The 25,171-nt window shown below is 31.2% G+C and carries 26 protein-coding genes; 5 read left to right on the top strand and 21 right to left on the bottom strand.

Annotated features, from left to right (window positions below):
• Nucleotides 1-195 precede the first annotated feature (195 nt).
• On the top strand, nucleotides 196-1,122 hold the full coding sequence (gene birA, locus BG262_RS01795; protein WP_070787174.1) for a bifunctional biotin--[acetyl-CoA-carboxylase] ligase/biotin operon repressor BirA: 927 nt from the start codon (nucleotides 196-198) through the stop codon (nucleotides 1,120-1,122).
• Nucleotides 1,123-1,177: 55 nt separating this feature from the next.
• On the opposite strand, the gene BG262_RS01800 is transcribed toward birA, so the two are convergent.
• Nucleotides 1,178-2,143 (bottom strand): serine hydrolase domain-containing protein, encoded by a 966-nt coding sequence (locus BG262_RS01800; protein ID WP_070787175.1) that lies wholly within the window; start codon nucleotides 2,141-2,143, stop codon nucleotides 1,178-1,180.
• A 187-nt stretch (nucleotides 2,144-2,330) separates the two neighbouring features.
• On the opposite strand from BG262_RS01800, the gene BG262_RS01805 reads away from it, so the two are divergent.
• A complete protein-coding gene (locus tag BG262_RS01805; protein WP_070787176.1) occupies nucleotides 2,331-3,062 on the top strand; it encodes an SDR family NAD(P)-dependent oxidoreductase in 732 nt (243 codons plus the stop codon).
• A gap of 63 nt (nucleotides 3,063-3,125) precedes the next feature.
• On the opposite strand, the gene BG262_RS01810 is transcribed toward BG262_RS01805, so the two are convergent.
• From BG262_RS01810 to ccpA, 15 genes are all read right to left on the bottom strand, one after another.
• Nucleotides 3,126-3,533, bottom strand: coding sequence for a hypothetical protein (locus tag BG262_RS01810; RefSeq protein ID WP_070787177.1), 408 nt, complete (start codon nucleotides 3,531-3,533; stop codon nucleotides 3,126-3,128).
• Nucleotides 3,534-3,597: 64 nt separating this feature from the next.
• Nucleotides 3,598-4,404: a helix-turn-helix domain-containing protein gene (locus BG262_RS01815; protein WP_070787178.1), complete on the bottom strand. Its 807-nt coding sequence runs from the start codon at nucleotides 4,402-4,404 to the stop codon at nucleotides 3,598-3,600.
• A 77-nt stretch (nucleotides 4,405-4,481) separates the two neighbouring features.
• Complete coding sequence (gene trxB / locus BG262_RS01820) at nucleotides 4,482-5,393, bottom strand: thioredoxin-disulfide reductase (RefSeq protein ID WP_070787179.1); 912 nt, start codon at nucleotides 5,391-5,393, stop codon at nucleotides 4,482-4,484.
• Nucleotides 5,394-5,484: 91 nt separating this feature from the next.
• On the bottom strand, nucleotides 5,485-5,712 hold the full coding sequence (locus BG262_RS01825; protein WP_070787180.1) for a DUF4059 family protein: 228 nt from the start codon (nucleotides 5,710-5,712) through the stop codon (nucleotides 5,485-5,487).
• Between the two features lie 14 nt (nucleotides 5,713-5,726).
• Nucleotides 5,727-6,488 (bottom strand): amino acid ABC transporter ATP-binding protein, encoded by a 762-nt coding sequence (locus BG262_RS01830; RefSeq protein ID WP_070787181.1) that lies wholly within the window; start codon nucleotides 6,486-6,488, stop codon nucleotides 5,727-5,729.
• Nucleotides 6,481-7,290, bottom strand: a complete 810-nt coding sequence (locus BG262_RS01835; protein WP_083312863.1) for an amino acid ABC transporter permease — start codon at nucleotides 7,288-7,290, stop codon at nucleotides 6,481-6,483. The genes BG262_RS01830 and BG262_RS01835 overlap by 8 nt, the downstream gene beginning before the upstream one ends.
• 17 nt (nucleotides 7,291-7,307) lie before the next feature.
• Nucleotides 7,308-8,171 (bottom strand): transporter substrate-binding domain-containing protein, encoded by an 864-nt coding sequence (locus BG262_RS01840; protein WP_070787182.1) that lies wholly within the window; start codon nucleotides 8,169-8,171, stop codon nucleotides 7,308-7,310.
• 37 nt (nucleotides 8,172-8,208) lie between these two features.
• Complete coding sequence (locus BG262_RS01845) at nucleotides 8,209-9,549, bottom strand: DEAD/DEAH box helicase (protein WP_070787183.1); 1,341 nt, start codon at nucleotides 9,547-9,549, stop codon at nucleotides 8,209-8,211.
• 196 nt (nucleotides 9,550-9,745) lie between these two features.
• Nucleotides 9,746-10,357 carry a superoxide dismutase gene (locus BG262_RS01850; protein WP_070787184.1) on the bottom strand — a complete coding sequence of 204 codons (612 nt, stop codon included), beginning with the start codon at nucleotides 10,355-10,357 and terminating at the stop codon, nucleotides 9,746-9,748.
• A 51-nt stretch (nucleotides 10,358-10,408) separates the two neighbouring features.
• A complete protein-coding gene (locus tag BG262_RS01855) occupies nucleotides 10,409-11,260 on the bottom strand; it encodes a transporter substrate-binding domain-containing protein (RefSeq protein ID WP_070787185.1) in 852 nt (283 codons plus the stop codon).
• Nucleotides 11,261-11,579: 319 nt separating this feature from the next.
• The gene (gene holA / locus BG262_RS01860) at nucleotides 11,580-12,602 is read right to left on the bottom strand and encodes a DNA polymerase III subunit delta (RefSeq protein ID WP_070787186.1); all 1,023 of its coding nucleotides are present in this window, start codon (nucleotides 12,600-12,602) and stop codon (nucleotides 11,580-11,582) included.
• A gap of 2 nt (nucleotides 12,603-12,604) precedes the next feature.
• The gene (locus BG262_RS01865; RefSeq protein WP_070787187.1) at nucleotides 12,605-13,927 is read right to left on the bottom strand and encodes a sensor histidine kinase; all 1,323 of its coding nucleotides are present in this window, start codon (nucleotides 13,925-13,927) and stop codon (nucleotides 12,605-12,607) included.
• Between the two features lies 1 nt (nucleotide 13,928).
• A complete protein-coding gene (locus tag BG262_RS01870; protein WP_070787188.1) occupies nucleotides 13,929-14,594 on the bottom strand; it encodes a response regulator transcription factor in 666 nt (221 codons plus the stop codon).
• 123 nt (nucleotides 14,595-14,717) lie between these two features.
• The gene (locus BG262_RS01875) at nucleotides 14,718-16,595 is read right to left on the bottom strand and encodes an LTA synthase family protein (protein WP_233278810.1); all 1,878 of its coding nucleotides are present in this window, start codon (nucleotides 16,593-16,595) and stop codon (nucleotides 14,718-14,720) included.
• A 39-nt stretch (nucleotides 16,596-16,634) separates the two neighbouring features.
• A complete protein-coding gene (gene ccpA / locus BG262_RS01880) occupies nucleotides 16,635-17,630 on the bottom strand; it encodes a catabolite control protein A (protein ID WP_070787189.1) in 996 nt (331 codons plus the stop codon).
• Nucleotides 17,631-17,983: 353 nt separating this feature from the next.
• Here ccpA and BG262_RS01885 point away from each other — a divergent pair, with 353 nt between their 5' ends.
• From BG262_RS01885 to BG262_RS01900, 3 genes are all read left to right on the top strand, one after another.
• Complete coding sequence (locus tag BG262_RS01885; protein WP_070787190.1) at nucleotides 17,984-19,075, top strand: M24 family metallopeptidase; 1,092 nt, start codon at nucleotides 17,984-17,986, stop codon at nucleotides 19,073-19,075.
• Between the two features lie 294 nt (nucleotides 19,076-19,369).
• Nucleotides 19,370-19,624 carry a zinc metalloprotease gene (locus tag BG262_RS01895; RefSeq protein ID WP_070787192.1) on the top strand — a complete coding sequence of 85 codons (255 nt, stop codon included), beginning with the start codon at nucleotides 19,370-19,372 and terminating at the stop codon, nucleotides 19,622-19,624.
• A 136-nt stretch (nucleotides 19,625-19,760) separates the two neighbouring features.
• Nucleotides 19,761-20,357, top strand: a complete 597-nt coding sequence (locus BG262_RS01900) for a hypothetical protein (RefSeq protein WP_070787193.1) — start codon at nucleotides 19,761-19,763, stop codon at nucleotides 20,355-20,357.
• A 141-nt stretch (nucleotides 20,358-20,498) separates the two neighbouring features.
• Here the strand turns inward: BG262_RS01900 and BG262_RS01905 are convergent, their stop codons facing one another.
• The 5 genes from BG262_RS01905 to BG262_RS01925 all read right to left on the bottom strand — a co-directional run bounded on the left by BG262_RS01905 (nucleotide 20,499) and on the right by BG262_RS01925 (nucleotide 25,144).
• The gene (locus BG262_RS01905) at nucleotides 20,499-21,236 is read right to left on the bottom strand and encodes a DUF3021 domain-containing protein (protein WP_070787194.1); all 738 of its coding nucleotides are present in this window, start codon (nucleotides 21,234-21,236) and stop codon (nucleotides 20,499-20,501) included.
• Complete coding sequence (locus BG262_RS01910) at nucleotides 21,233-21,673, bottom strand: LytTR family DNA-binding domain-containing protein (RefSeq protein ID WP_070787195.1); 441 nt, start codon at nucleotides 21,671-21,673, stop codon at nucleotides 21,233-21,235. Before BG262_RS01910 ends, BG262_RS01905 begins: the two co-directional genes overlap by 4 nt.
• A 125-nt stretch (nucleotides 21,674-21,798) precedes the next feature.
• Nucleotides 21,799-23,646: a glutaminase A gene (gene glsA / locus BG262_RS01915; RefSeq protein WP_070787196.1), complete on the bottom strand. Its 1,848-nt coding sequence runs from the start codon at nucleotides 23,644-23,646 to the stop codon at nucleotides 21,799-21,801.
• Between the two features lie 45 nt (nucleotides 23,647-23,691).
• Complete coding sequence (locus BG262_RS01920) at nucleotides 23,692-24,411, bottom strand: Type 1 glutamine amidotransferase-like domain-containing protein (RefSeq protein ID WP_070787197.1); 720 nt, start codon at nucleotides 24,409-24,411, stop codon at nucleotides 23,692-23,694.
• 28 nt (nucleotides 24,412-24,439) lie between these two features.
• Nucleotides 24,440-25,144, bottom strand: a complete 705-nt coding sequence (locus tag BG262_RS01925) for a GNAT family N-acetyltransferase (protein ID WP_206598547.1) — start codon at nucleotides 25,142-25,144, stop codon at nucleotides 24,440-24,442.
• Nucleotides 25,145-25,171 lie beyond the last annotated feature (27 nt).

The following is a 25,171-nucleotide window of genomic DNA, read 5'->3' on the forward strand; positions in this document are numbered from 1 at the left end:
GGTTACAGGTAGTGGATTTTCTCCAACCATCGGGACTGTACCATAGTCAATTCTAACACAAAATCTTTTTAATAAGTAGCAAAAGATTTTTATAAGATGATAGTAATTATTAATGTCTAGAGATCATTATAATTATTTATAAACCTTCATACTTAAATAAAGGTAACTCTTAACAAATAATGGTATAATTAGTTTATGACTACAAAAGAAAAAGTATTTAAAATTTTATTCGACGCTGTTGACTATGTTAATGGTGAAGAAATCGCAACTGTCTTAGATATTAGCCGTACAAGTGTTTGGAAGGCTGTCAAGGCTTTGGAGAAGGACGGAGTTTTAATAGACTCAGTAAAAAATCGTGGTTACAAGCTTATCGCAGGAGATCTTCTCAATGCAAGTGAAATCGTTGAGAAAGCAATCGACGTTAAGAATGTAAAAATTACACCCGAGAGTGCTTCGACTCAGGCTGACGCTAAAAAGGACTTGGAAGAAAACACACTTTATTTAGCGAATGCACAAGAACAAGCAAGAGGTCGTTTCGGAAGAAGTTTCTATTCTGAAAACGGTCGTGGAATTTATATGAGTTTAGTTATTAAGCCACATGTTAAATTCTCTGATATGCCTCAATATACTGTTTTAACTGCTGCTGCTGTTGTTCAAGCGATTCAAAACCTAACTGGTATTGACACTCAAATCAAATGGGTGAATGATATCTACATGAATGGTAAGAAACTTGCTGGAATTTTAACAGAAGCACAAACTGATGTTGAATCGGGTACTGTAACTGATGTTATTATTGGAATTGGCTTTAATTTTGCTATTCAAAATTTCCCTGATGATATAAAAGATAAGGTAACTAGTCTTTTCACTCAACATCCACCTATCACAAGAAATGAACTCATCGCAGAAATTTGGAATCAGTTCTTCTACCTATTAGATAAGGACTACTTAAAGATTTACAAGGATCATTCATTAGTTCTAGGTCGCGAAGTTTCTTTCGAACAAAATGGTGAAGAATACACAGGTAAAGCAGTTGACCTTACTGATAAAGGAGAACTAATTATCGATACTGACCAAGGTCAAAAAATTATCTCAAGTGGAGAAATTTCACTGTCTAAATGGTAAAAATATTAAAACAAGATTATCAATTGCTTGATAATCTTGTTTTTTGAATAAATTTTTATCTAACTAAATAATCACGAGCCATTTGCCATACATTGTCTTCATAATTACTTATTACCGTATAAATATTTTTTCCCTTTAGATTATATAAAGATATACAAGAAATTCCTGGATCACTTCCTTCCATATAGATGTATTCTTCATCCTTAGTCAGCCAAAATCCTAATCCATATTTTTCATCATCACTTTCTGCATGCTTTTTAAACATTTCTGAGATACTTTCCTCTGATATAATTTTAAAAGAAAAAAGTCCATCCCAAAAATTGCAAATATCAATTACTGTAGTAAAGCATCCACCAGCTCCAGTTCCCTTAGAATCAATAGAATAAATATTACTTCGAGGAGAACCATTTTTCGTCTTTATATAACTTGTAGCTGTATTTTTAGGTAACTGATCAAGTTCGTAATATCCAGTATTAGTCATATTAAGTTTTTTAAAAATATTTTCATTTAAAAAATTATCAAGGGTGACGGTATCTATTTTTTCAATAATATCAGCTAAAATAACATAGCCAGCATTGTTGTATATAAACTTTCCTCGTCTAGTATTATCTTGAACCTTATTTATGAACAAGGGCAAAATATCGCTATTTTTTCGAATTGAATAGTTTGGAATTTCTTTCCATAAACTTTCGTAACCATCATTAATAGACTCATCAAAATAATCCTGGATACCTGATGTATGAGTCAGTAGCTCATGTATGGTTATATTATCTTCAATTGTACCTAATGAACCATTATAAATTTCTTTAATTGTCGCAGAAAAAGATAATTTATCAGATTCTATCAATTGCATAATTGCAACTGCAATAAATGTTTTACCCATTGATGCAGTACCAAATTTAGTATCTACATGAATTGATAGTTTATTGGCCATATCACGATACCCACAGGTTTCAATTTTAACTTGGGTATCTTGTCTTTCAAAAGTTACTCCGGAAAATCCATTCTTTTCTTCGCTCACTAATCTATTCCTCAATTTTTTATACAATATATCGTGAAAATGTTATCAATTTTTTAATTTATTATATCATATAAGGAATGGATTTAGTAAGACACAAACAATTCTGTATAAAAATATAAGAACGCTTATTATAAAAAAAGTTATTTTCGTATTAGTATTAATGTATAAAATATAAGAGGTGGTTAATATGAATAAAAACATAGTAATTTTAGGTGGAACATCAGGTGTTGGGAAAGCAATAGCTTTGAGTCTTATACCTTATGATACAGATATTACAATTGTTGGAAGAAATGAAGATAAAGCTAAAGAAATAAAAATAATTTCAAATAATAAAATAAATTACATTTTAGGAGATTTAACAAAAAAGAACGAACAAAAAAGAATTGTAGATATTTTGAACAATAAACTTTCTAAAATTGATGTATTACTAGATACTTTTGGAGTATATCCTACATCACCTACTATAAATATAAGAAGTAATTTGCAATCTCATTATGAAATTATTACCCTTCTTACTCCACTACTTTCCAAATCACAACAATCTAGAGTTTTCATAGTAACTGGAAATCCAGTTGCAATAAATAATATACCTATTCCTTCAACTCAGAATAACGTAGTAGAGATGGCTTCATGGGAAATTTCATATAAAACATTATTAATGATTTATTTATCTGATCAACTTATTGATTCTAATATAATGGTTAACTCTTTTTATCCTGGAGAAGTTAGAAGTAATCTTATGTCATGGACAAGAAATATTAAAAATACAAATGTTCCGGTTGGAAAGTATCTTTCATTATCTAATAAATTGGTAAATAAAACTGGCGAAATGTTTGATCAAAATGGTTCTGAAATATATTTACCTAAAGAATACTATTACAAAGAAAATCAAAATAAATTAAAAAAATATTTGAACTAAATATAAATAAAAAGCAAAAATAAATTACTTATTATTTTTGCTTTTTATTTATTACACTCTATATTACGTATCTAAAATATAAGCCAAAGTGTCCAAATTTTTCATAAATTCTATTTTTATGATGGGCTTCATTATCTTTAAAATAATCATAAAACTTTTTCTACTTTCTACGTAAAATATTTCATTTATCAATGTAGAATTTCCTATTGAAGTCAACTCGAACTTAATTTTATAATCTAATTTATCTCCTTTTATGTCATAAAATACTTCATTACCACCATCAGTAATATTCAAAATCTCTCTTCCATTAAAAGTTTTTTTAGGTCGTTTTAATTCAAGTAAATCATCACCACATTCTGTTACTCTCGAAATATCATATGCCCATTGTGAAATATTAGATGAGGCTAAAAAATTTTTCACTTCATCAATATCAGCACTTATTACTGTTTTATTTTCAAATAATTTTTCCATTTGAAATCCCCTCTCTTAATAACATAATTATAGGAGGATGATTATAAATAAAAAATAAGCATTCTTATATTTTCTTAAAAACTTCTTCTTTATAAAGATTTCTGAACAAATCACTATTAGTACTATACTCAATTTTTTTAATTTTATTGTTTGTAATACTAACAGCTAAATAGTATAAATTTGCTAGCATATAATGAGAATTATGCGATGAAATAAATTTTATTGCTTCTTCAATTGTTTCAAAAGAATCTGAATACATATTTAATGTTTTTTGTGCAAGAGCTTTTAAATAGAACAATACATTCATATTCTCTTCATATTTTATTTTATCTAGATCAAAAAATGATTTGCAAAAATAATCTTCCGATTCTTTTTTTAGACCTAGTTTTGCAGAAATCAAACCTAAACCAGAATTACATAATCTTTCAACAATGTTTTTATTATTTTCAATTAATACTATATTAAAATTTTGCTGAGCTTCTTTTAAATTTCCAATTTGAAACTGTGAAACTGCTAAATAATAATAGTAATTCTGCATGTTTAATTCACTAACAGATTCTATTACATCAGTTGATAATAAAAAATTATTCAATCTCGAATACTCATGATTCCGACACAACAATTCGCATTTCTCATTCATTTTGAAATCACTGCTAAGAGGTAAAAATTCATTTAATGAGATATCTTGTAAGTTAGCAATTCCCAGTCTACTCAATAATTTTAATAATATATCTCCTGAAGGCATATAGTTTCCAGCTTCAATATTTGATAAAAGGGGTTGAGAACAAATGCCATATGCACACTGCTTTTGACTTAGACCTAACTCTATTCTTTTTCTCTTTATAATATTGCCAATTTCTTTTTTATTCATTTATAATCTCTAAAAATCCTTTATTTTATCAAAATTTATCAAAAAATAGCATATCAATGATACACTATTTTTCGGCTCTATAGTTCACTAATAAATTGATATGCTTGTTGTCCTGCTACTGCGCCATCACCTACAGCTGTTGTTACTTGACGCAAGTCTTTAGCACGGACATCTCCGATTGCGAAGATTCCAGGTATACTTGTGCGCATCTTTTCGTCAGTTACTACCCAACCCGCTTCATCTGTTATCCCTAAATCTTTTACAGTTTCAGTCATTGGATCAAGACCAACATAGATAAATAGACCTCCGACTTCTTTTTCTGAAACTTCATTAGTTTTAAGATTTTTAAGCTTAACACCAGTAATTTTTTGATCATCACCGAGAATTTCTTCAACTACGGAATCCCAAATGAATGAAATTTTTTCATTAGCAAAAGCACGGTCTTGAATAATCTTTTGAGCACGTAATTCATCACGACGGTGAACAATTGTAACTGAGCTTCCAAAACGTGTTAAAAAGATTGCTTCTTCAATGGCTGAATCTCCACCACCTACAACCATGATATCTTTGTTACGGAAAAATGCTCCATCACAGACAGCACAATACGAAACTCCACGAGCTCCATACTCTTCTTCACCAGGTACTCCTAAGTGACGATGATTAGCTCCTGTTGCAATTATTACAGTTTTAGTTTCAAATTCTTCATCTTCTGTAATTACTTTTTTTATATCACCATGGTCTTCAACTCTTTGTACAATTCCATAAGCATTTTCAACACCCAATCCTTCAAGTGGTTCGTACATCTTCATTGATAAATCAGGACCCATGATTGTTTCATATCCAGGATAATTTTCAATTTCAGCAGTATTATTCATTTGTCCGCCAGGTGCTCCTTGTTCTAATAAAAGAACTTTTAAGTCACTTCTTGCAGCATATAGAGCTGCTGTCATTCCAGCAGGGCCTGCACCCAATATAATTGTATCGTACATAATTTCTCCTAAATTTAAAATTTATATAATATATTCTATGCTTTATATCAACAAAAACCAAAGAAAAAGCTCAATCAAGAGCTCATATCTTTTAGCGTGATCTAATAATAATCAATATCGTCAAAGTTGCAAATGACAATATTGGAATGCTCAAAAAATTTATCAGCATTACATCAAAAATTTTATTTTGTCTTTGATAGATAGTTTTATTTTGACCACGTGCCATATAACCAAGTATATATAAAACACTTATGGCAAATGCAATTAATGCCGTGATCAAAAGGGCTTCAAGGTATAATTTAACAGTGAATTGTAACATTATTCTTCCTTTTGCTAATTTTCAATTACATCCATTGTAACATTATTTACATGTCTATTCAAAAATTCTTTTGTTCTAGGATTTTTTGGATGATTGAATACCTCGTCAGGAGTTCCTTGTTCAATAATTTTTCCTTTTTCAAGGAATAAAACTTTTGTAGCAACATTGTAGACAAAATCCATTTCATGACTTACTAGTAGCATTGTTTGACCGTCTCTTGCAGCTCGCAGAATTGATTCTTGAACTTCGCCAACTAATTCTGGATCAAGAGCACTTGTTGGTTCATCTAAAAGGAGTAACTCAGGCTTCATCGCAAGAGCTCTTGCAATACCAACTCTTTGTTTTTGACCACCTGATAGAAATTTTGGATAATAATCCATTCGATCAGATAGTCCAACTTTTTTAAGTTCTTGCTCAGCAATTTTATTTGCTTCCTCTTTAGATAATTTCTTTACAACTGTCAAACCTTCCATGACATTTTCAATAGCTGTCTTTCTCTCAAAAAGATTAAACTGTTGAAAAACCATAGCGGTTTTTCTTCTAAGCTCAAGAATTTCTTGATTAGTAATCTTAGCAAAGTCAACTTTAAAATTATTAATTTCAATTTGTCCAGAATCAGGTTTTTCAAGATAATCAATACTTCTTAAAAAAGTTGATTTACCAGCACCACTTGCACCAATTATAGCTATAACGTCACCAGAATTAATATCAAGTGAAATACCATCCAAAACAAGGTTCCCAGAAAATGCTTTTGTTAAATTTCTTATTTTAATCATGTACAGCTCCCCCGTTATCAAATGGATTTGAGAATAATCCACGTTTTTTCTTTTCATCAGGGTTAGGAATTTCAAGCTTACGCTCAATAAGTGAAATTATATTTTCGAATATAATATTTATTGCCCAATATACTATTGCTAAAGCAATATAAGCTTCAAATATACGATAGTTACTTCCACCTAAAATTTTTGCTTCTGCTGTCATTTCAATTACACCAGCAACAAATGATAAAGATGTTCCTTTAAAAAGACCAATTAGGGCATTCCCTAATGGTGCAGCAGCAACAGTAGCAGATTCAGGTAAAATCACTCTACGGAATACTTGAAAACTTGTCATCCCAAGAGATTTAGCTGCCTCAATTTGGCCTGTTTCAACTGATTGAATTGCTGAACGTATTGTTTCACTATTAAATGCTGCTTCATTCAAAGTAAATGTCACAATAACAAAAAACATAGAGGAAATATTATTTATATTATAGTTAGTACCATAATTCATATTAATTGCACGAAGAATTAGTGGAATACCATAATATGTCAATAATAATTGAACATAGATTGGTGTCCCTCTCATGAAACTAACGAATAAAAGTCTAAGTTGGTTTAAAACTGGAATTTTTTGAATACTAATTATTGCAAGAATCAGAGCTAATATTAAGCCGAAAATTGCTGAAAATAATGTAATTTCTAATGAAACTGGAATTTTACTGATAATTTTTGGAAAAGATCCAACGAAAGCATCCCAATTGAAAATCTTATCGAAGAACATTGCCCAAAATTCTTGAAAACTGTATTTTCCTTGCATAGGTAAGCCTTTCTCAATTATTTATAATCACTAGCATCTGGAACAAAGTCACCATTGAAAAACTTTTTAGATAACTCTTTTAAAGTCCCATCTTTTTCAAAATCTGCTAATACCTTATTTACCTTTTCTTCCAATTTCTTCCCTTCTTCATCATTTGCAAAAATAAAGAAGTCTTTACCAGAATAGGCATTACCATCATCTTTGATCTTAATCGGAGATACTTGTAAATCATATCCTTGATCTTTAATTACAGTATTTAAAGAAATTGTATCATGAAGTACAAAGTCAATTTTCTTACTCTCTACATCACCTAGTCTTGTTCCCAAAGGTAGGTTATCAGCATAATTTACAACTATTTCCTTCTTATCAGGATTACTCTTATTCCAATTTAATAGAATTTCAGTGTAGTTAACACCTGCTGATGCTTCAGTTGATTTTCCAGATAAATCATCCAATGATGATACATTGTCTCCTTTACGAGTTGCAATTGCATTATCTGTTTTAGAAACAGGGTAAGAATAAATATACTTTTTACTTCTTTCTTCAGACCAACCAATATTATTTGCACCTACTTGATAGCGACCAGCATCAATACCAGTTAGAATTGAATTAAATTCAGTTACCTCAACTTTTGCATCGTATTCAGGCAACTTTTCAAATACTTTTTTCGCTAACTCAACATCATAACCTGTTGGTTTACCATCAACCACATAACTATAGGGTTTTGTATCACCGTCAGTTGCTATTACAATTTGCTCTTTTTTTACACTTGATGATTCTTGAGTTTTACTTGATGAAGAACCATTACCGCATGCAACGAGGAGAGCAGCGGCAGCAACAGTTACAACACCTAATGATAATTTCTTAAATTTATTACTCATGTAATATCCTCGTATGCTAGTTACCTAGCATTTCTCTCTAAAAGTTTTGTTTTTTAGCTTTACGTTCAGCACGACCACGTGCTTTTTGTTCTTGACGACGTTGTTTTTTATTTCGTTCATCAAGTACCCAGCCAATTTTTTTCTTATATCCTGGTTTAATTTTTTTCTTCTTTTTCTTAACAAGACCAATCATTGTTGGATCAAGTTCTTTCTTAGTTTTTTCACGTTTTTCACGACGATCACGATCATAAGTATCAACAATTTCTCCATTTTTTATTACTTTAGGAGAAAACTTGATTCCCATTTTTTCAAGATCACGAATTGCTGAGTCATCACTTGGTGCATATAAGGTAATTGCTGTACCTGATAGGCCATTTCTACCTGTACGACCAACACGATGAACGAAAAATTCTAAATCACGTGGAATTGCATCGTTAATTACATGGCTTACACCTTCAATATCAATACCACGTGCCGCAAGGTCAGTAGCAACAACATATTGATAATCTAGATTTTGAACAGCCTTCATGATGCGTTTACGTTCACGCGGAGCAACACCACCATGGATTTTAGCTACTTTTAATCCGTTATTAACTAAGAAAGAATGAATTTCATCTGCACGCTCTTTAGTATTAGCAAAAATCATTGCTAAATATGGATTAATAGTTTTAACAATTTCTAATAATTGATTATTATTGCTTTTTCCTTTTGTAGAAATTAACCAATTATCGATTGTATCACTGATAACAGTCTTACTTGCAATCTTTTCAATTACTGGATTATTTAAATATTTCTTCAAAAATGGTTGTAACTTTTGTGGAATTGTTGCTGAGAAGACTAGCATTTGAACTTTTTTATCAAAAGTTGACGCAATCTTGTCTACATCAGTTAAGAATCCCATATCTAAAGTCATATCTGCTTCATCAACTACATATGTGTTTGCAGTGTAAGTCTTTAAGGCTTGTGCATTGATTAAATCAAGTACGCGACCTGGTGTTCCAATAACTAAATGTGGTTGATTGTTTGCTAATTTTTCAATCTGACGATTTTTATCAGTTCCACCAACATAGTTAACTACACGAATACGATCATCATTTGCAACAAACTTCATAGCCTCATTATAAATTTGAGTTGCAAGTTCACGACTTGGTGCAGTAATAACTGCTTGCACAGTATCTGATTCAGGATTAATTTTTTGGAAAATAGGGATTAAGAAAGTATGAGTTTTACCACTACCTGTCTTAGATTCTCCAACAACATCTCTTCCTTTCAAAATCAAAGGAATAATTTTTTCTTGAACTTCAGTTGTTTCTTTAAAGTTAATATCCTCTAGTGTCTTATTAATAAATGGTTTTAAGTTAAAATCTGTAAATTTCATGTTTTCCTCTCTCATTTACTGTTCATTAGATAAATAACAGTATAAATAATCAAGCAGATTTACAGACGCTCCTATTCTGAAAAATGCTCATCAGAGTATTATACCAAAATAATCAAGCCCTGTGTATAAATCAGTTTTCCAGTAGCCTCAGATGGTTAAATAAAAAAGCACGCCATAAGACATGCTTTCTACAGAATTATTTAGCTGCTGCATAAAGCTCGTTAACTTTATCCCAATTTACTAATTCAAAGAATGCTGCGATGTAGTCAGGGCGTACGTTGTGGTATTTCAAGTAATACGCATGTTCCCAAACATCTAATCCAAGCACTGGAGTTAATCCATCACTTAATGGTGAATCTTGATTTGCAGTTGAAACAACTTGAAGTTTTCCATCTTTATCGACTACTAACCATGCCCAGCCTGAACCAAAACGTCCTGTTGCTGCAGTTTTAAATTCTTCTTTAAATGCTTCAAATGAACCAAATGATTCATTGATTGCGTCAGCGATTTCAGCTGTAGCTGGACCACCAGCATTTGGAGCAAGAATTTCCCAGAAGAATGAATGATTGACATGTCCACCACCGTTATTGCGGACAGCTGTACGAATATCTTCAGGAACAGCATCTAAATCTTTAACAAGATCTTCAGCACTTTCGACTTTTAATTCTGGGTGTTTTTCTAAAGCTGCATTAAGATTTGTGATGTATGTTTGATGATGTTTATCATGATGTAAATGCATTGTTTCAACGTCGAAAAATGGTTCTAATGCGTCGTATGCGTATGGTAATTCTGGTAATGTAAATGCCATGATTTTCTCCTTATTTTTTAAAAAATTTTGTTAGTAAATTATTAATAACCTTTATTTATATTGATCTTCACCTGGAACATAATCAGCTCCATAGAATTTTTCAGAAAGCTCTTTTAACTTACCGTTTTCTGAAAGTTTTTTAATCTCAGTATTAACTGCCTCTTGAAGATCTTTTTGATCTTGACCAAGCAAGAAATATTCGTATGTTGCAAATATAGGATAGTCTTTTAAGTCAGGAACATTATTTACAAGATCAAGTCCATTTTCCTTAAGTAAAATTTCTCCATTTGACTTACTAGCGAACATGAAATCTATTTTACCTGACTCAACTGCTGCCATTCTTTCTTTTAACGGATCTTCAGAGTATGCAAAATCAATCTTCTTATCTGGATTTTCTTTATTCCATTGTTCATAGATTGCTCCATAATTTGAACCCGTTGGTACTAAAGTCTTTTTACCAACTAAGTCAGCTATACTCTTAAAGTTATCACCTTTACGAGAGAAGATTGCGTTCACATTTTGTGAAATTGGATAAGTGAATAGATATTTTTTCTCACGCTCTGGTGTTTTACCAAAGTTATTTGCACCAATTTGAGCACGACCAGTATCAACATCCATTATGATTGAATCATCTGGAACTTTTTTATAGTCAAACTCGTACTGTGGTAGTGCTTCATCTACAGCTTTTAGTACTTCAATATCAAAACCAGTTAGTTTATCGCCATCCATGAATGAATACGGTCTAGAGTCAGCAGTTTGTGCTACTGTAATCTTTGTAACTTTAGAATCGCTTTTTGATTCTTCTGTTTTTGAAGATGATTTACTACCTGATGAACAAGCAGCTAGTAATGCTGTACTTGTAAGCAAAACAGCTCCGACAGTAAATAGTTTCTTTAATTTCATTAAAGCCCTCCTATTATATAATCCTCGGATCATCAGACAAATCGTCTACTATTATTAACGATTAGTCGAAAAACCGATATTTATTTAACAATGTCCCTCTCATTTTCACAAGAAATTTAAATGAGAAAACGTTAACATGTCTATTTTCTAATATTTACCTTTTTCAGTCAACTAAAAGGCTCAAATTTCGATAACTTTTGCTATACTAAATAAATTCCACATTTAATAGTTAATAACTATAGATGATGTTATTATAATCATAATGACTATGACTTAATTCATAAAAAAACAAATTCATTTGGAATCTGTCTTTTTTAATCTATTTCACTCTACTCAGAGCAATTTTTATTACTTCCACATCAAAAAGATAATTTTTATCCCCATATCCAGATTTAATTTGATAATCTAAATTAATTAAATCATATATAGTTTGACTTAGAAATTCTAATGATAATTTACTTACCGTTTGTAGCGCAAGCTTCACCCTATATGGATGTATTTTTAATTGCTCAGTAATTTGTGCTTGTGAATTTCCCTTTTTCTGTAAAAGTTTTACTTGATAATAAAGTCTAAAATTACCTGTAAGAATTGAAAGCAATTTTATTACGTCCTCACCTTGAATTACTAAGTCATTGATAAGGGAACGTGCTTCTTTAATACGACCTTTTAGTAGCATTTCAGTTAAATCAAAAATGTTATCCTGTAAAGTTTTTGGCAACACTAAATCTAAATCAGCAATACTTATCTCTCCATAAGGCTTATATAACTTCAATAAATCAAGATTCTTTTTTGCTAATCCAAAACTGAAAGATGACTTTTCAAGTAATCTTTTCATTGCTGTGGCAGAAATGTCCATGCCCATTTGTCCTGACAAAGTAAGAAGGTGACTACTTAATTCACTTTCTTTAAGAGAAACAGCTTCAAAAACAATACTTTTTTGCTTAAGTTTTTTAACAACTCTTCTCTTGTTATCAAGTTTTCCGTGAACAATAATAATTAAAACAGTCGTATCAACTGGATTATCTACAAATCCCTCGAATCGACTCAACTCTTGTTCTGTAAAGACTGATTTCTTGGCAGTTGATATATCCCAGAAATTCTCATAGATTACAATTCTTTGATCGTCAAAAAAAGGTAAGCTTTCAAGTTCTTCCAATGCAAATTTACTATCAGATTCACTCAAATCTATATATGATTGGCTTAAATTATCAGAAGAAAATTGTATTTTTTCTAATATTTTTTGCTTTGCTTCAGATAAAATATCCTCATCTTCTCCATATATTAAATAAAGTGGAGAAAGATTTTTTTTATCTATTTTATCTATTTGGTCAAAAATCGTCATTGCTATACCTTTAATCTAACTGTAAATATTGATCCTTTTGGAAGATTACTAGAAACTTGTATTTTCCCATGTAAGTGTTCAACTATTTGTTTTGCAAGTGACAATCCTAGACCGAAGCCACCTTTTGCTCTTGTACGTGCTTTATCAACACGATAGAAACGGTCAAAGATTTTTTCACGATCATCTGGACTAATACCTTCTCCATTATCAAAGACCTTCATAACTAAATTTCCGTTTTTTTCTCTTATATCTATGTGAATCTCTCCATCTTCACCCGTATACTTAATGGCATTATCAAATAAAATTGTTAAAACTTGCTTAATTAGGCTCTCATCAATTTTAATTTTATTGTCATTTAATTCTACCGAACTGGTAAACTTTTTGCCTCTATTTTCTGCCAACATCTGATAATTTTCAAAAATAGTTTCAAAAAAGCTTTTATCAACATTAGTCAATTTAATTTTCAATCCTTCATCACGTTTCGCGAGATTAAGAAGATTACTTGTTAAAATCCTCATATTTCGTACTTCATTTAAACTTTCAGAAATATTTTCTGATTCATCGATGATTGAAGCATTAGGGTGTTGAAAAAGTAATTCTAATCTATTCTGTAAAATGGCTAAAGGTGTTCGTAATTCATGACTGGCATTTTCAACGAAACTTTTTTGTTTCTCATATGCTTTATAAAGTACCCTATTACTCCATTGCGAAAGATAGATTGAAACCCCGAGAGAAACAAACCAGAAAACAACCATAACTGAAATTATTATCACTCTACTTCTGCTTAAACTTTCAGAAAGTTGGTTAGTATTTACTAAAATCTGAATGTAAGCAATGTTTGTTATTGAAGGGTTAAATTTTGGCTCAATTATTTCTGTCCTAAATTGCATATCTCTACCATACGGATTAGTCACCGTAACACTTTTTATAGAATTTAGGCTTGAATTATCAAATTTAATAGATTTTAAAATAAGATTATCTGAAATATCAATTTTTGACGGATTTAGTATATTACCTTTGGCATCATAAACAATAATAGTCTCATTTGGTCCAAAGTCTCCTGCAGATTTTAGGTAATCACCTGACTCTTCATTATTGAAGGAATGGATTCCGTTATTTGTATCATTAAATACTCCGTCATTGCTTCCCGTTAAAGCTATTGAAGCTAATTTCTGAGGATTAGATGCAAGCTTCTGTATATTTTCATCCGTTGACTTATATAGACCTGAAGATAAGACTTGCAAAATTATTACTGTGAGTAAAACGAAGATTACAGTAAAAGCAATGAAAAAGTGTAAAAATGATCTAAAGTCAATTTTCTTCATACTATCTTAAAATGTATCCAACGTTTCTCAAAGTGTTTAAATTCTTAGCAAATTCACTATCCTTTAGTTTTTTTCGTAATTTACTAATATAAACTTCTACAACGGTTACAGTAGTATCACTATCAAAACCCCAAATTCGATCAAATATTTGTTCCTTTGGCAAAATTACATTTTGATTTTGAAGTAAATACACCAAAAGATCAAATTCTTTACCTAAAATTTCTACCGAATCTTCTCCTATTTTTACTGTATTATTTGCTGGATTAACAGAAAGTTCACCATAAGATAAATTAGTATCTTCAAGTTTTCCTGCACGTTTCAATAATGCTTGAATTCTAGCCTTGAGCTCTTCTAAATAAAATGGTTTCGTTAGATAGTCATCAGCTCCAATCTCAAAACCATGCATTTTATCATCAAGGCTTTCCTTAGCAGTCATGATAAGCACAGGTGTATCAATTCCTTTCTCTCTTAATTCTTTTAAAACATCAAAACCACTCTTCTCTGGCAACATAAGGTCTAATAAAATTAAATCATAAATACCTGATTCCGCCTCATATAGCCCTTCTTCTCCATCAAATACTTGTGTAACATCAATGAAACTATCTAAGTAATCAAATACTGAATTTGAGAGGCTTAGATCGTCTTCTACTAATAATATTTTAAACATTTTCATATCTCCATTCTATCATATTTTTTATTATTCTATTTGTTAGTCCTTAAAAAAATCTGAAAACAAGCCGTAAATAAAAAAGAGAAGAAATTTTATTCCTCTCTCTAAATAATAAGAACATCATTTATTCAATTTACGTTCTGAAACTTTGACACCATCAATATTTTCCCCACTTTCACTAACAAATGCCCTATTGTAAAAGTCGCTATTTTCTCCCAGTCGTTGATTTACGGTATCAACACCGTCTCGTTCAACAAGAGTTTTTGTATCAGAAGCAAGGTTTGTACCTAATCCCAATCTATCACCATTTATATCAACACCCATAGCTGCTAATACAGTTGGAAAATAGTCAAATGGTGCGTACTCTCTATTATTCATTTGAATCATTTCTTTGTTAGAGAAGTCCCCATTTAAGATTAAATTAAATGTTGATCTTCTATAGCCTGGATCGAAATCTTTAAAATAATCCTTATCCATACTTAAATGATCCCCAGTTAATACAATCGTAGTATTTTCATAGAATGGTTGCTTTTGAATCCAACGAACTAGTTCAACAACATCTTTTTGAGATTGTAAGAAGACATTTGCATATTGTGATTGATAAGGTGTTGGAGTACCAGGCTCTAAATATCCATTTGGAAAATGTGTATCAGCATTCTCCATTGTTAAATTAAAAGGTTTACCTGTTTCATATAAACGTGTCATTTCATCCTTAGCGTACTGATATAACTTTTTATCCTCATATCCCCACCAGACTTTGTAATCTTTAGGAATTAAACCACTATTACGAGCATATTCTAAATCAAAAATATTGTAATCACCATGATTGGTAAAGAATGATGTTAAACCACCAAAGTTAGCATCTGCGCCAAACATAATAGTCTGTTCATAACCTTCTTTTTGTAATATATCTCCTATCGCAGTAGCACCTGGTAGGAAGTAACCTGTTTTACCATATGAATTTCCATCCATTGGTATTTTAAGCGGAAGTCCTGTGCTCATGTTTACCATAGAAGCCACAGACCAACTTGATCCATAGGTCTGATTTGGTCCACCAAATGTTTCATTTTGTGAAAAATGAATCCCTTCTTTAGAAAGTTCCATCAGCTCAGGCATTAAGTTATGCCCTTCATATCCATAACCACCATTTTCTTTATCAAAAAATGAATTCTCATATGATTCTAAATAAAAATGAACCAAATTTCTTTTTTGGGTTGGAAACTTTAAATCAGTCTTTTTTGGATCTACATAATTATCTTTTATGTAAGAAGAATCGCTATAGTATGCTTGATATACTTTCTTCAGATCCAATTCTTTTATACTGTAATTTGCTCCGTATACAAATGTTACAATTCCAATTAATAATGCAATCAATCTATAAAAACGTGCAGGAATTAATGTCTTTTTACCAAGACCTAATTTAATGTTTGGCCAAAATACAGTGATAAAAAGAACTGTAAGTGCAACTGTAACAAGAACTGGAGTTGAATAGATTTCAAGCATAACACCATCTTCACCACCACTAACTGGTGAATTAAAATTAAACAAAAATTGTTCTGGTGTCAATTTACCAAAGAATGAAATAAACCATCTGCTACCTACTGCTAAAGCGATACCTCCAGCAAATAGTATAGTTGATACAATAAGAGATAAATACCCTAAGATTCCTCTTTTTTTATCATTTCCTTGTACAATACCAAGTTTTCTTAAAATATATTTGGTTAATACAAAAATTATCCCAATGCCCAAAAGGAAGATTAAAAATTTAAGGAAAAAATATTTTCTAAAGTATTCACTCCAGACTAATATATTTTTTTTATTCAAATAAAACCTTAATATTCCAAGCGATATCACAACTGTGAATATTGAATCTTGTAAAAAAGTCTTACAGTAATTTACAAGACCTTTCTCTTTTTTCAAGATAACATCAACAACTGTGATTAACAATAATGAAAGAATTAATCCTCCTACAAAAAGGATTTCCCATAATATTAACACTGATCTTACCAATTGATAAAAATTTTATCTTCTTTCTTTTTATTTTGTTGTATTTTTTTCTACTATACCGTGAGGAAGAATGACAGTCTTTTCTTCAATCTCTTCTTTACCCATAAGTTTTGTTAAGAGACGCATTGCAACCGCACCAATATCATATAACGGTTGTTCAATACTTGAAATAGATGGGCGCGTATAATTAGTAACAGGTGAGTTATTACTTGTTATAATCTCAAAGTCTTCTGGAATTTTAAGCCCAAGATCTAAAAGACCATTAAGAAGGCCAACAGCGAGCTCATCATTTGCTACATAGGCAGCGGTTGCTCCACTATTTTTAATTCTCTCAGCAATAGCAATACCATCTTCATAGCTATACTTGCTTTCAAAAATTAAAGCTTCTGTATATTTCAATTTATTTTCTTTGAGAGCTTCTTTATAACCTGTTAAACGTTGTCCATTAATTTCATCAACTAATGGTCCTGATAAAAAGGCAACTCTCTTATTTGATTTAGCTAATTGGTTAACTGCTTCACGACTTGCTGAAACATAATCAATATTCACTGAAGCAAATTGTTCATCCTCATCAACTGTCCCTGCAAGTACAACCGGAGTTCTACTGCGAGAAAATTCTGCACGAACACTATCAGTGATACGATTTCCCATAAAAATAACTCCATCAACCTGTTTTGCTAATAGATTATTAACTACATGTACTTCTTTTTTATCATCACTATCTGAGTTAGCAATAATTGCATTGTATTTATACATAGTTGCAATATCGTCAATACCACGCGCTAATGTTGCAAAATAAGTATCTGAAATATCAGGTATAACAACTCCAATAGTTGTTGTCTTCTTACTTGCAAGCCCACGTGCCACAGCATTTGGTCGATAGTCTAGTCGATCAATTACTTCAAGAACTTTTGCTCTAGTTGCCTCACGTACATTTGGATTCCCGTTAACAACACGGCTAACTGTAGCCATTGAAACATTTGCTTCACGCGCTACGTCATAAATGGTAATTGCTGTTTCTTCCATTTTTCTTTACATCTCCTTAATAATTTATTCATACTGTAATCGTTTACTGAAAACTTTGTGAAAACGATATTTCAAATTCAGTATACCAGTATATGTAAGCATTTACAAGTATATATTATTTGTTTTCAGAAAAAATGTACCAATCTTTTTTTGTGAAATATTAAACTTCTTTTTCAGTCATTCTATCCTGAAATTACTTTAAAAAACCCCTTATTTATAAAGATTTGGTTAACTAATTTTTAAATTTTTACCTCAAATTTACAGTGAGAATCAAAATATACCAGTCTGAATTACAAAACTTTTTTTTAGTGGTATAATTATTTCTATATTATATGAAGGAGAAATTTGTAATAATGACTAATAAATTTACTGAAATTCAAAAATTTCTTGAAGCTAACGACAGCGAGATGACTTTTTTAACTAACCCAACTACTATTAACTATCTAACTGGTTTTGAGTCTGATCCACATGAAAGAATTATGGGACTTATGATTTTCACCGATCGTGACCCAATCTTATTCACCCCTGCACTTGAAGTTGAACCTGCAAGCAATATAGTTGATTTTGATGTATTTGGTTATACTGACAATGAAAACCCTTGGGAGGCTATCCAGAGTCATGTTGGTAACTTAGATGTTAAGAAAATTGCTGTTGAATACGAAGACATCAATCTTAAGAAATCTCAGGGTCTACAATCTGTTTTTGGTAATGAATTTGTTAATATTAGTCCATTAATTCAAAGACTTCGTATTATTAAATCTGAAGATGAAATTGAAAAAATGATGGTTGCTGGTGACTATGCAGATAAAGCCTTTGAAATTGGTTTTAAATATGCTGCTGAAAATCCAGGGGCAACTGAAATGGATGTAATTGCTAAAATTGAATACGAGATGAAACGTCTAGGTATTTCAAAAATGTCATTTGACACAATGGTTCTAACTGGCGATAATGCCGCAAACCCTCATGGTATGCCTGGAACAAATGTTATCGAACGTAACAGATTCCTTCTATTTGACCTTGGTGTTATGAAAAATGGTTATGCAAGTGATGCTACTCGTACTATTTCAATTGGAAAACCACGTGAGTTTGATACTGAAATCTATAATATTGTTCTAGAAGCTCAATTAGCTGCTATGGACTTTGCAAAACCAGGCGTTACAGCTAATGAAATTGACAAGGTTGCGCGTGATGTGATTACAAAAGCTGGATATGGCGAATACTTCACTCACCGTACTGGTCATGGTATTGGTATGGATTGCCATGAATTCCCATCACTTGGTGGTGTTGATGATGTGGTTATGGAAAAAGGTATGTGTTTCTCAATTGAACCAGGTATCTACATTCCAGGAAAAGTTGGCGTACGTATTGAAGACTGTATGCATATGACAGATACTGGCGTAGTACCATTTACTAAAACAAGTAAGGATCTTTTAATCTTTGAATAGATATATATATATACTTGAAATCATTAAAGTCTTATAATCTCTAAATATAAGCAATCCAGGGGTGCTTATGAGTGAAAAAGTGCAAAGAATAATTGGTGTGCTAATCAATTTGTTAATATATTTTATATCAACAAATTATCTTATACAAAAAGACTTATCCTTCACAACCAAACTTTTAATATTATTACTAATATCAGGGTCTGTTGGATTTATCTATTTTGTAATTACAGATAAATATGTGAATAAGAAAAGTAAAGATTAATGTAAATTCAAAAAAATAAAGGAGTCTTCTTTATGAATAAAATGGCATTGAACGGTCTAGATAATGAACATCCTTTAAAAGTTATTGTTCGTGGACGAATGGAAAATAACTTTGAAGTTGCTGAAGTCTTATTTATTTCTGAAGATAAAGAACTAATAAGGGACTTCTATGAAGCAAACTTCAAAGAAGATGAATATCTAATGATTTACGGTGTACCTTATGACACTGATCTTTCAAAAATTGGTCATTATCCTTCGGTTGCTTTTGAAAAAGATGATTTTGAATAAAAGAAAAGACGTTTTATTTATAACGTCTTTTCTTTTTTAAGATTATTAAATATTTTTATATTTACTTTATTTTATAATTTGTTAAAATAATAATGTAAGCGCTATATAAAGTTTTTAATAAAAAAAAGTAGAAAAAATGAAAAAGAATTTATTAAAAAAAGGGCTAGTTTTAAGTGCAACTATACTTAGTCTAGTATCACTCAACGCATGCTCTTCATCAAAGAAAAGTGAAGTATCTAAAGAAACAGCGACTAGTAAAAATGACACTTCGAAAATTGAAGAAAGCACTCAAGAACTTGCTGCTAAAGAAGATTCTAATCAAACAAAGACTGATACTCAAGACTTAAAAGGTAGTCAATTTGATCTTGGACTTGACAATTCTACTTTGCCTAAAGAAGTTATTGACTCAGCAAATGAAGTGGCACAAAGCTATAAAGACTATTATGATAAGCTTCAAGGATTTATTGATAACCCTAGCTCGATCACTTCCTCAGATGAAATGTATATTTTGACAGGACAACAAGATATTAATAGAGCAAAAATTAAATTTGAAAAATTGATAAGCGATAAAGGTATTGATCAAACAAATTCTGATTATATGGCTATCCATGAAAAACTCATAGACTTCAACCTGAAGATAATGGATCAAATTGCTAAATTACCATCAAAAAAAATAATTTTTAAAAAACGTCAGATAAGATTCTGGCGTTTTAATTATGATATACATATATGAATTTCAAAAACCAAAACAATGAAAACTATCTAGTTTAGTCATATCAGTTATAGTAACTTCAGATAGTTCTTCTCGAATTTTCTCTTGTTATTAATTATTAATTAATCAAAACATATACATTATTATCATGTTTCATTAGAGTTATAATCTTACAAAAGAAAGATTAGCAAATGCACCTAAATCCGTTACAGTTATTTTATCTTTAGGAACAAAGGTAATCTTAGATAGTTCTTCACAAATTTGAACAGATGTATAAGAGCACCAAACTTGCATGCTTTTTTTACTTTTCGATAAACTAATAAAATCAATATTCATTTTAACGAAATCATTATTTAAAAATTCATCCCAATTAATATCTTGTCCAAATCTGATTGAATACCTTTTTTGATGTGCTCTTCTTTTACGTAATCTTTCAGTGTAATCTTTATCAATTTTTTTAGAAGTTAATTTATTATTAATCATCTCAAGTTCCTTGTCCGTTGTTTTATATGTTAACGTCCATATGATAATATATGTTAAACAAAAAATAGATACACAAATCATATAACTTTTTATCGATAAATCAGTCCAGCCCGTAAATTTAAAAATTAATGAAAAAATTACAAGGGTCACTATAAAATGAATAAATGTTTTTTTCAATAAAGACCAATCTTCAATTGTAAAAATTAAACCTGCGCATGTGAATAATAATCCAATTAAGGTCCAAATAACAATTGAATACCAAATAGCATCAACTTCTCTTGGAAATGAACTAACAAAATTAGGGCTTGATGGATAGTAGACACCACCTTCATAAAATGAGGAGACTATTAGTGAAATTAAAAATCCAATTGTAATTCCAAAACTTGCACCTTTTAAAATATTTTTAAATATCTTCATATTCCCAACCTCCTTTTCAATTCTTTAACAAATCTTCTTGAAACATAAGCTATTTGTCCATTTTTGAGGGTAAGTTTTATTTGTCCATTAAATGCTTGTTCCAATTGCTGAAGTTGAAAAAAATTTACTAATTCACTTTTACTTATCCTAATAAACTCTTCTTGAAACACTTCTTCCACTTCATACAAGGGTATCTTAAGCTTATAAATTTTACTATCTAAGGTCTCAACCAATACTTTTCTGCTTTCTGAGTAAATTCTTACAATTTCTTCGGGTTCGAAGATAAAAATTTTATCATCAGAATATGCAACTATATTTTTATTAGTAATTAAATTTTGTAACTTTAAAATTTCTTCTATCTCTTCATTCATAGCATCAGAATAAATATCAATTCTTGGATCTTTTTCATTCTCGTCTATATAAAGATTTACTTTCATACATCCCTCTCCTTTAAGGTAATATTATCATTAAATATTATCCAAAACTATAACTTTTGGGTAAGAGGTATAAATTATTGATTAAGAGGTCAAAAAAAGTCTGACAATCGTCAGACTGGATTAATTTATATTTCTTCTTGTTCTACTCGTGATGATAACTGCCTTAATGTTCTATCAAAGAGACTATATCCATCTAATGCGATTGCCTTCCACATAGCAGCCGCGAGGGATGGATTTTCTATTGTCATTTTATTGATGGCATCCTTTGAAAGATAGAGAAGTTCTGTATCAGCTTGGCACCAAATATCAAATTTTGCCTTATCACCACTAGTAAGGGCTATTTCTCCGAAAGTCATTCCAGCAATCAAAATAGTAATTCGACGATAATTTTGGGAATTATTTCCTTCTTTTTTACTTGCCGTAACCTTGCCCTTGGTAATAAAATAAATTCCTTTATTTTCATCACCAACTGAGGCAATCTTATCACCATTTTTATATGATAAAGGTTTGAGCAAGTCTACAAAATCCTTAATTTGTTTCTCATCAAAATTTGTAAAAAATTCAAAGTCATTTATAGGTACTATCGATGATGAGGTATTTACATCAGGATCGGAATATTTTTTTAATATCTTTTCTTCCGCCCATTGAAGAGCTGATTCCGTACTTTTAAATACCTTAATATCCTCGTTTGTATTGTTATCCAGATATCTTCCACTAGGGTCTACAATAACAACTCTTTTCCCTTGAGCAAGTTTTTCTTCTCCAACCTCGTACATCATTTTTCTTACGATGTCTTCTTCATTACCATCAGTAATGCTCTTTACCAAAGTATTGTCATAGATAAAGATATCAATGTCATCAGCATCCTTCATTGACTCTCTTATTAGAGTTTCAGCACCAGAAAATAAAATATCTCCTTCTGCTTCAATGACTTTTGCCTTATAACCATATTTATCTAGAACTTCTTCCTCATCGGTAGTTCTTCTCAAAATTGATGGACGTTCATCAATAGTATAAATTGACTTAATCACGGAAGATGCGCTCTTATTGACATTCATAATGTGCAGGTTTAAGTCGCTACTTATTGTCTCAAAAGCGGCCACTCCACGCGCAGAACTCCCGTGACGGTCGAGTAATGGTGAGAAAACAGCAATAGCAAGCTGACCTGGGAGGACTCCCAAAATCCCTCCGCCAACTCCTGATTTTGCAGGAATCCCAACTGACGTCATCCAGTCACCCGCGCCATCGTACATTCCAGCCGTCATCATGACAGAGAGGATTCTTTCAACAATGCTTGGGTCAAGGATTTCTTCTCCGCTGATAGGATTGACCCCATTGTTTGCAAGAGTTGCCCCCATAATTGCTAAGTCCTCTGTTGAAACTAAAGTCGAACACTGTTCAAAATAGCTTCTAATTACTTCCTCAGGATTTCCTTCGATGATATCAAAGTTCTTCAGCATCCAGGCAATGGCACGGTTTCTGTGACCGGTCTCAAGCTCAGAATTATAAACTGCTTGGTCAAGTGATAAATCACGCGCAGCAAATTTAGAAAAGAACTCTCTTATTCTTTCATATCTTTCTTCACTTGAAGCAGCTCTAATCAAAGAAGTACTTGTAATAGCCCCAGCGTTTATCATGGCATTCTTTGGCCTATGAGTATCAGCATCTAAAGAAATCTCGTTATAGGCATCTCCTGAAGCCTCTACGTCAATCTTTCTATCAACATAGTCAAAGCCATTATCAGATATAGCAAGACCATAAGTAAAGGGCTTAGAAATAGACTGAATGGTAAATTCGTCAGAAGTATCCCCATACTTATAGACCTGACCATCAGCCGTAGCCAAAACAAGTCCAAATCTATCTGGGTCAACAGTCGCAAGCTCTGGAATATAATCTGCAAGCTGTCCATCATTATTCTTAATAAAACGTTTATAAATATCTTCTAGATATTTTTCAATCGGTGAGTTTGTCATTCTTTTATTTTAGCACTTAGGAGGAAAAAATAGAATATTTTATACTCAAGATAACTGATAAATTTCATCATCACCTGATAGCTGACTTATTACACCCTCACTAATTAGATAGGACTGACCATATATTTTTTCTGAATTATCATCACCCAAGAGGTAAGTTCCGTCATTAAAAGCATAAAACTTACGACCAAAACTATCTGGATAGGTAATTTCCTCAAATAACTTCATCCCATCAAGAACTTCATCTTTGATATCCTGATAATGTGGCAAAATCATCACTTTAGTAAGCGCAAGTCCGGGGTAAAATCTCTGATAATCTTTTGAAGTAGCTTCGCCTTCAAACTCAGGTTGAGCGTAAACAATTTCTGCACTGTTCATAGAACCAGCACTAAAACCAACTATCACCTTATCTTGATTTGATAGTAAATTTTTAAGATTTATATCATTAAAAAAAGAATTCTGTAATGGAGGATAACCACCAGCAAGAATAATCAAATCAGAATTTACGACCAAATCTTTTGCTTGAGCTTTATTACGATTATCAAGAGTATGGAAACTTACAAAAGAAAAACCTGAATTCACAAATGAATCTCTCATAGACGCAGAATACTTATCAGTCATCTCATAAGAATCAGGGTCTGAACAAATGAAAAGACCTGAAATTTCACCATTCAAATATTTTTCAAGATTGGTCACAAAATTATTAGCAGAATTTAATTCATCTTTATCAGGATGAATTGGACTACTTGTTAAAAAATATGGCATATGTTACTCCTAAATTTTATTAATATTTCTACAATGAATTCTTCAACATATCCGTATAAATATAATTTCCATCAAAAATGTTTGAATACGTATCAACCCATACTGGTACATATCCAGCTCTAATAGCTAATCTTTGTGAGGCAATATTTGTAACAGAAGCCGAATAAAAAGGAACAATTCTCCGTTTTAAGAGTTCTTGAGTTAATCTTGAAACTAGTTCTGTACCTAAATGGAATTTTCTATATTTCTCCAACACATCAATTCCCACTTCCCAAAATCCATCGATACTGGTTTCCGCTGCACCAGCAACTGCGACTACTTCACCCTTATCTTTGATTATATAAACTGCTTTAGTATCAGTATCACCTTTAGAGTCAAAAGAAAGAGAGTTATCAAATCCAGAAATTGCTTGTAATGGTTGAATTTCTTTGTCAATGAAAAATTGGTAGTTAAATTTCATGCCTAGATCTGTCTTAATTTGACTATCATTGAAGCAATCAGAAGGAACATAATGAATTGTTTGACCGTAAACAAGAGGCAATTCAAATATTTCATCTCTTGACTTGCCTTCTAACATTTCATTTAACTTAGGAGACAATACTTCTGAAGAGCAAACACCTAAACTATTATTATAAATAAATATCTTTACAAACGAATTCTCGACATCTGTTTTTATTGTGAAAAAAAGATTATCTCCACTAAGTTGTTCTTTAGAACAATTATATTCATTCATTAAATAATCTTCAATTTTTATTTTTAT

This window comes from Floricoccus penangensis (assembly GCF_001832885.1).
GTDB classification, from domain to species: Bacteria; Bacillota; Bacilli; order Lactobacillales; family Streptococcaceae; genus Floricoccus; species Floricoccus penangensis.

Excerpts from the sequence above, each read along its gene's own strand:
- birA (WP_070787174.1), top strand. The coding sequence starts at position 196 with ATGACTACAAAAGAAAAAGTATTTAAAATTTTATTCGACGCTGTTGAC.
- BG262_RS01805 (WP_070787176.1), top strand. The coding sequence starts at position 2,331 with ATGAATAAAAACATAGTAATTTTAGGTGGAACATCAGGTGTTGGGAAA.
- BG262_RS01810 (WP_070787177.1), bottom strand. The coding sequence starts at position 3,533 with ATGGAAAAATTATTTGAAAATAAAACAGTAATAAGTGCTGATATTGAT.
- BG262_RS01815 (WP_070787178.1), bottom strand. The coding sequence starts at position 4,404 with ATGAATAAAAAAGAAATTGGCAATATTATAAAGAGAAAAAGAATAGAG.
- trxB (WP_070787179.1), bottom strand. The coding sequence starts at position 5,393 with ATGTACGATACAATTATATTGGGTGCAGGCCCTGCTGGAATGACAGCA.
- BG262_RS01825 (WP_070787180.1), bottom strand. The coding sequence starts at position 5,712 with ATGTTACAATTCACTGTTAAATTATACCTTGAAGCCCTTTTGATCACG.
- BG262_RS01830 (WP_070787181.1), bottom strand. The coding sequence starts at position 6,488 with ATGATTAAAATAAGAAATTTAACAAAAGCATTTTCTGGGAACCTTGTT.
- BG262_RS01835 (WP_083312863.1), bottom strand. The coding sequence starts at position 7,290 with ATGCAAGGAAAATACAGTTTTCAAGAATTTTGGGCAATGTTCTTCGAT.
- BG262_RS01840 (WP_070787182.1), bottom strand. The coding sequence starts at position 8,171 with ATGAGTAATAAATTTAAGAAATTATCATTAGGTGTTGTAACTGTTGCT.
- BG262_RS01845 (WP_070787183.1), bottom strand. The coding sequence starts at position 9,549 with ATGAAATTTACAGATTTTAACTTAAAACCATTTATTAATAAGACACTA.
- BG262_RS01850 (WP_070787184.1), bottom strand. The coding sequence starts at position 10,357 with ATGGCATTTACATTACCAGAATTACCATACGCATACGACGCATTAGAA.
- BG262_RS01855 (WP_070787185.1), bottom strand. The coding sequence starts at position 11,260 with ATGAAATTAAAGAAACTATTTACTGTCGGAGCTGTTTTGCTTACAAGT.
- holA (WP_070787186.1), bottom strand. The coding sequence starts at position 12,602 with ATGACGATTTTTGACCAAATAGATAAAATAGATAAAAAAAATCTTTCT.
- BG262_RS01865 (WP_070787187.1), bottom strand. The coding sequence starts at position 13,927 with ATGAAGAAAATTGACTTTAGATCATTTTTACACTTTTTCATTGCTTTT.
- BG262_RS01870 (WP_070787188.1), bottom strand. The coding sequence starts at position 14,594 with ATGTTTAAAATATTATTAGTAGAAGACGATCTAAGCCTCTCAAATTCA.
- ccpA (WP_070787189.1), bottom strand. The coding sequence starts at position 17,630 with ATGGAAGAAACAGCAATTACCATTTATGACGTAGCGCGTGAAGCAAAT.
- BG262_RS01885 (WP_070787190.1), top strand. The coding sequence starts at position 17,984 with ATGACTAATAAATTTACTGAAATTCAAAAATTTCTTGAAGCTAACGAC.
- BG262_RS01895 (WP_070787192.1), top strand. The coding sequence starts at position 19,370 with ATGAATAAAATGGCATTGAACGGTCTAGATAATGAACATCCTTTAAAA.
- BG262_RS01900 (WP_070787193.1), top strand. The coding sequence starts at position 19,761 with ATGAAAAAGAATTTATTAAAAAAAGGGCTAGTTTTAAGTGCAACTATA.
- BG262_RS01905 (WP_070787194.1), bottom strand. The coding sequence starts at position 21,236 with ATGAAGATATTTAAAAATATTTTAAAAGGTGCAAGTTTTGGAATTACA.
- BG262_RS01910 (WP_070787195.1), bottom strand. The coding sequence starts at position 21,673 with ATGAAAGTAAATCTTTATATAGACGAGAATGAAAAAGATCCAAGAATT.
- glsA (WP_070787196.1), bottom strand. The coding sequence starts at position 23,646 with ATGACAAACTCACCGATTGAAAAATATCTAGAAGATATTTATAAACGT.
- BG262_RS01920 (WP_070787197.1), bottom strand. The coding sequence starts at position 24,411 with ATGCCATATTTTTTAACAAGTAGTCCAATTCATCCTGATAAAGATGAA.
- BG262_RS01925 (WP_206598547.1), bottom strand. The coding sequence starts at position 25,144 with ATGAATGAATATAATTGTTCTAAAGAACAACTTAGTGGAGATAATCTT.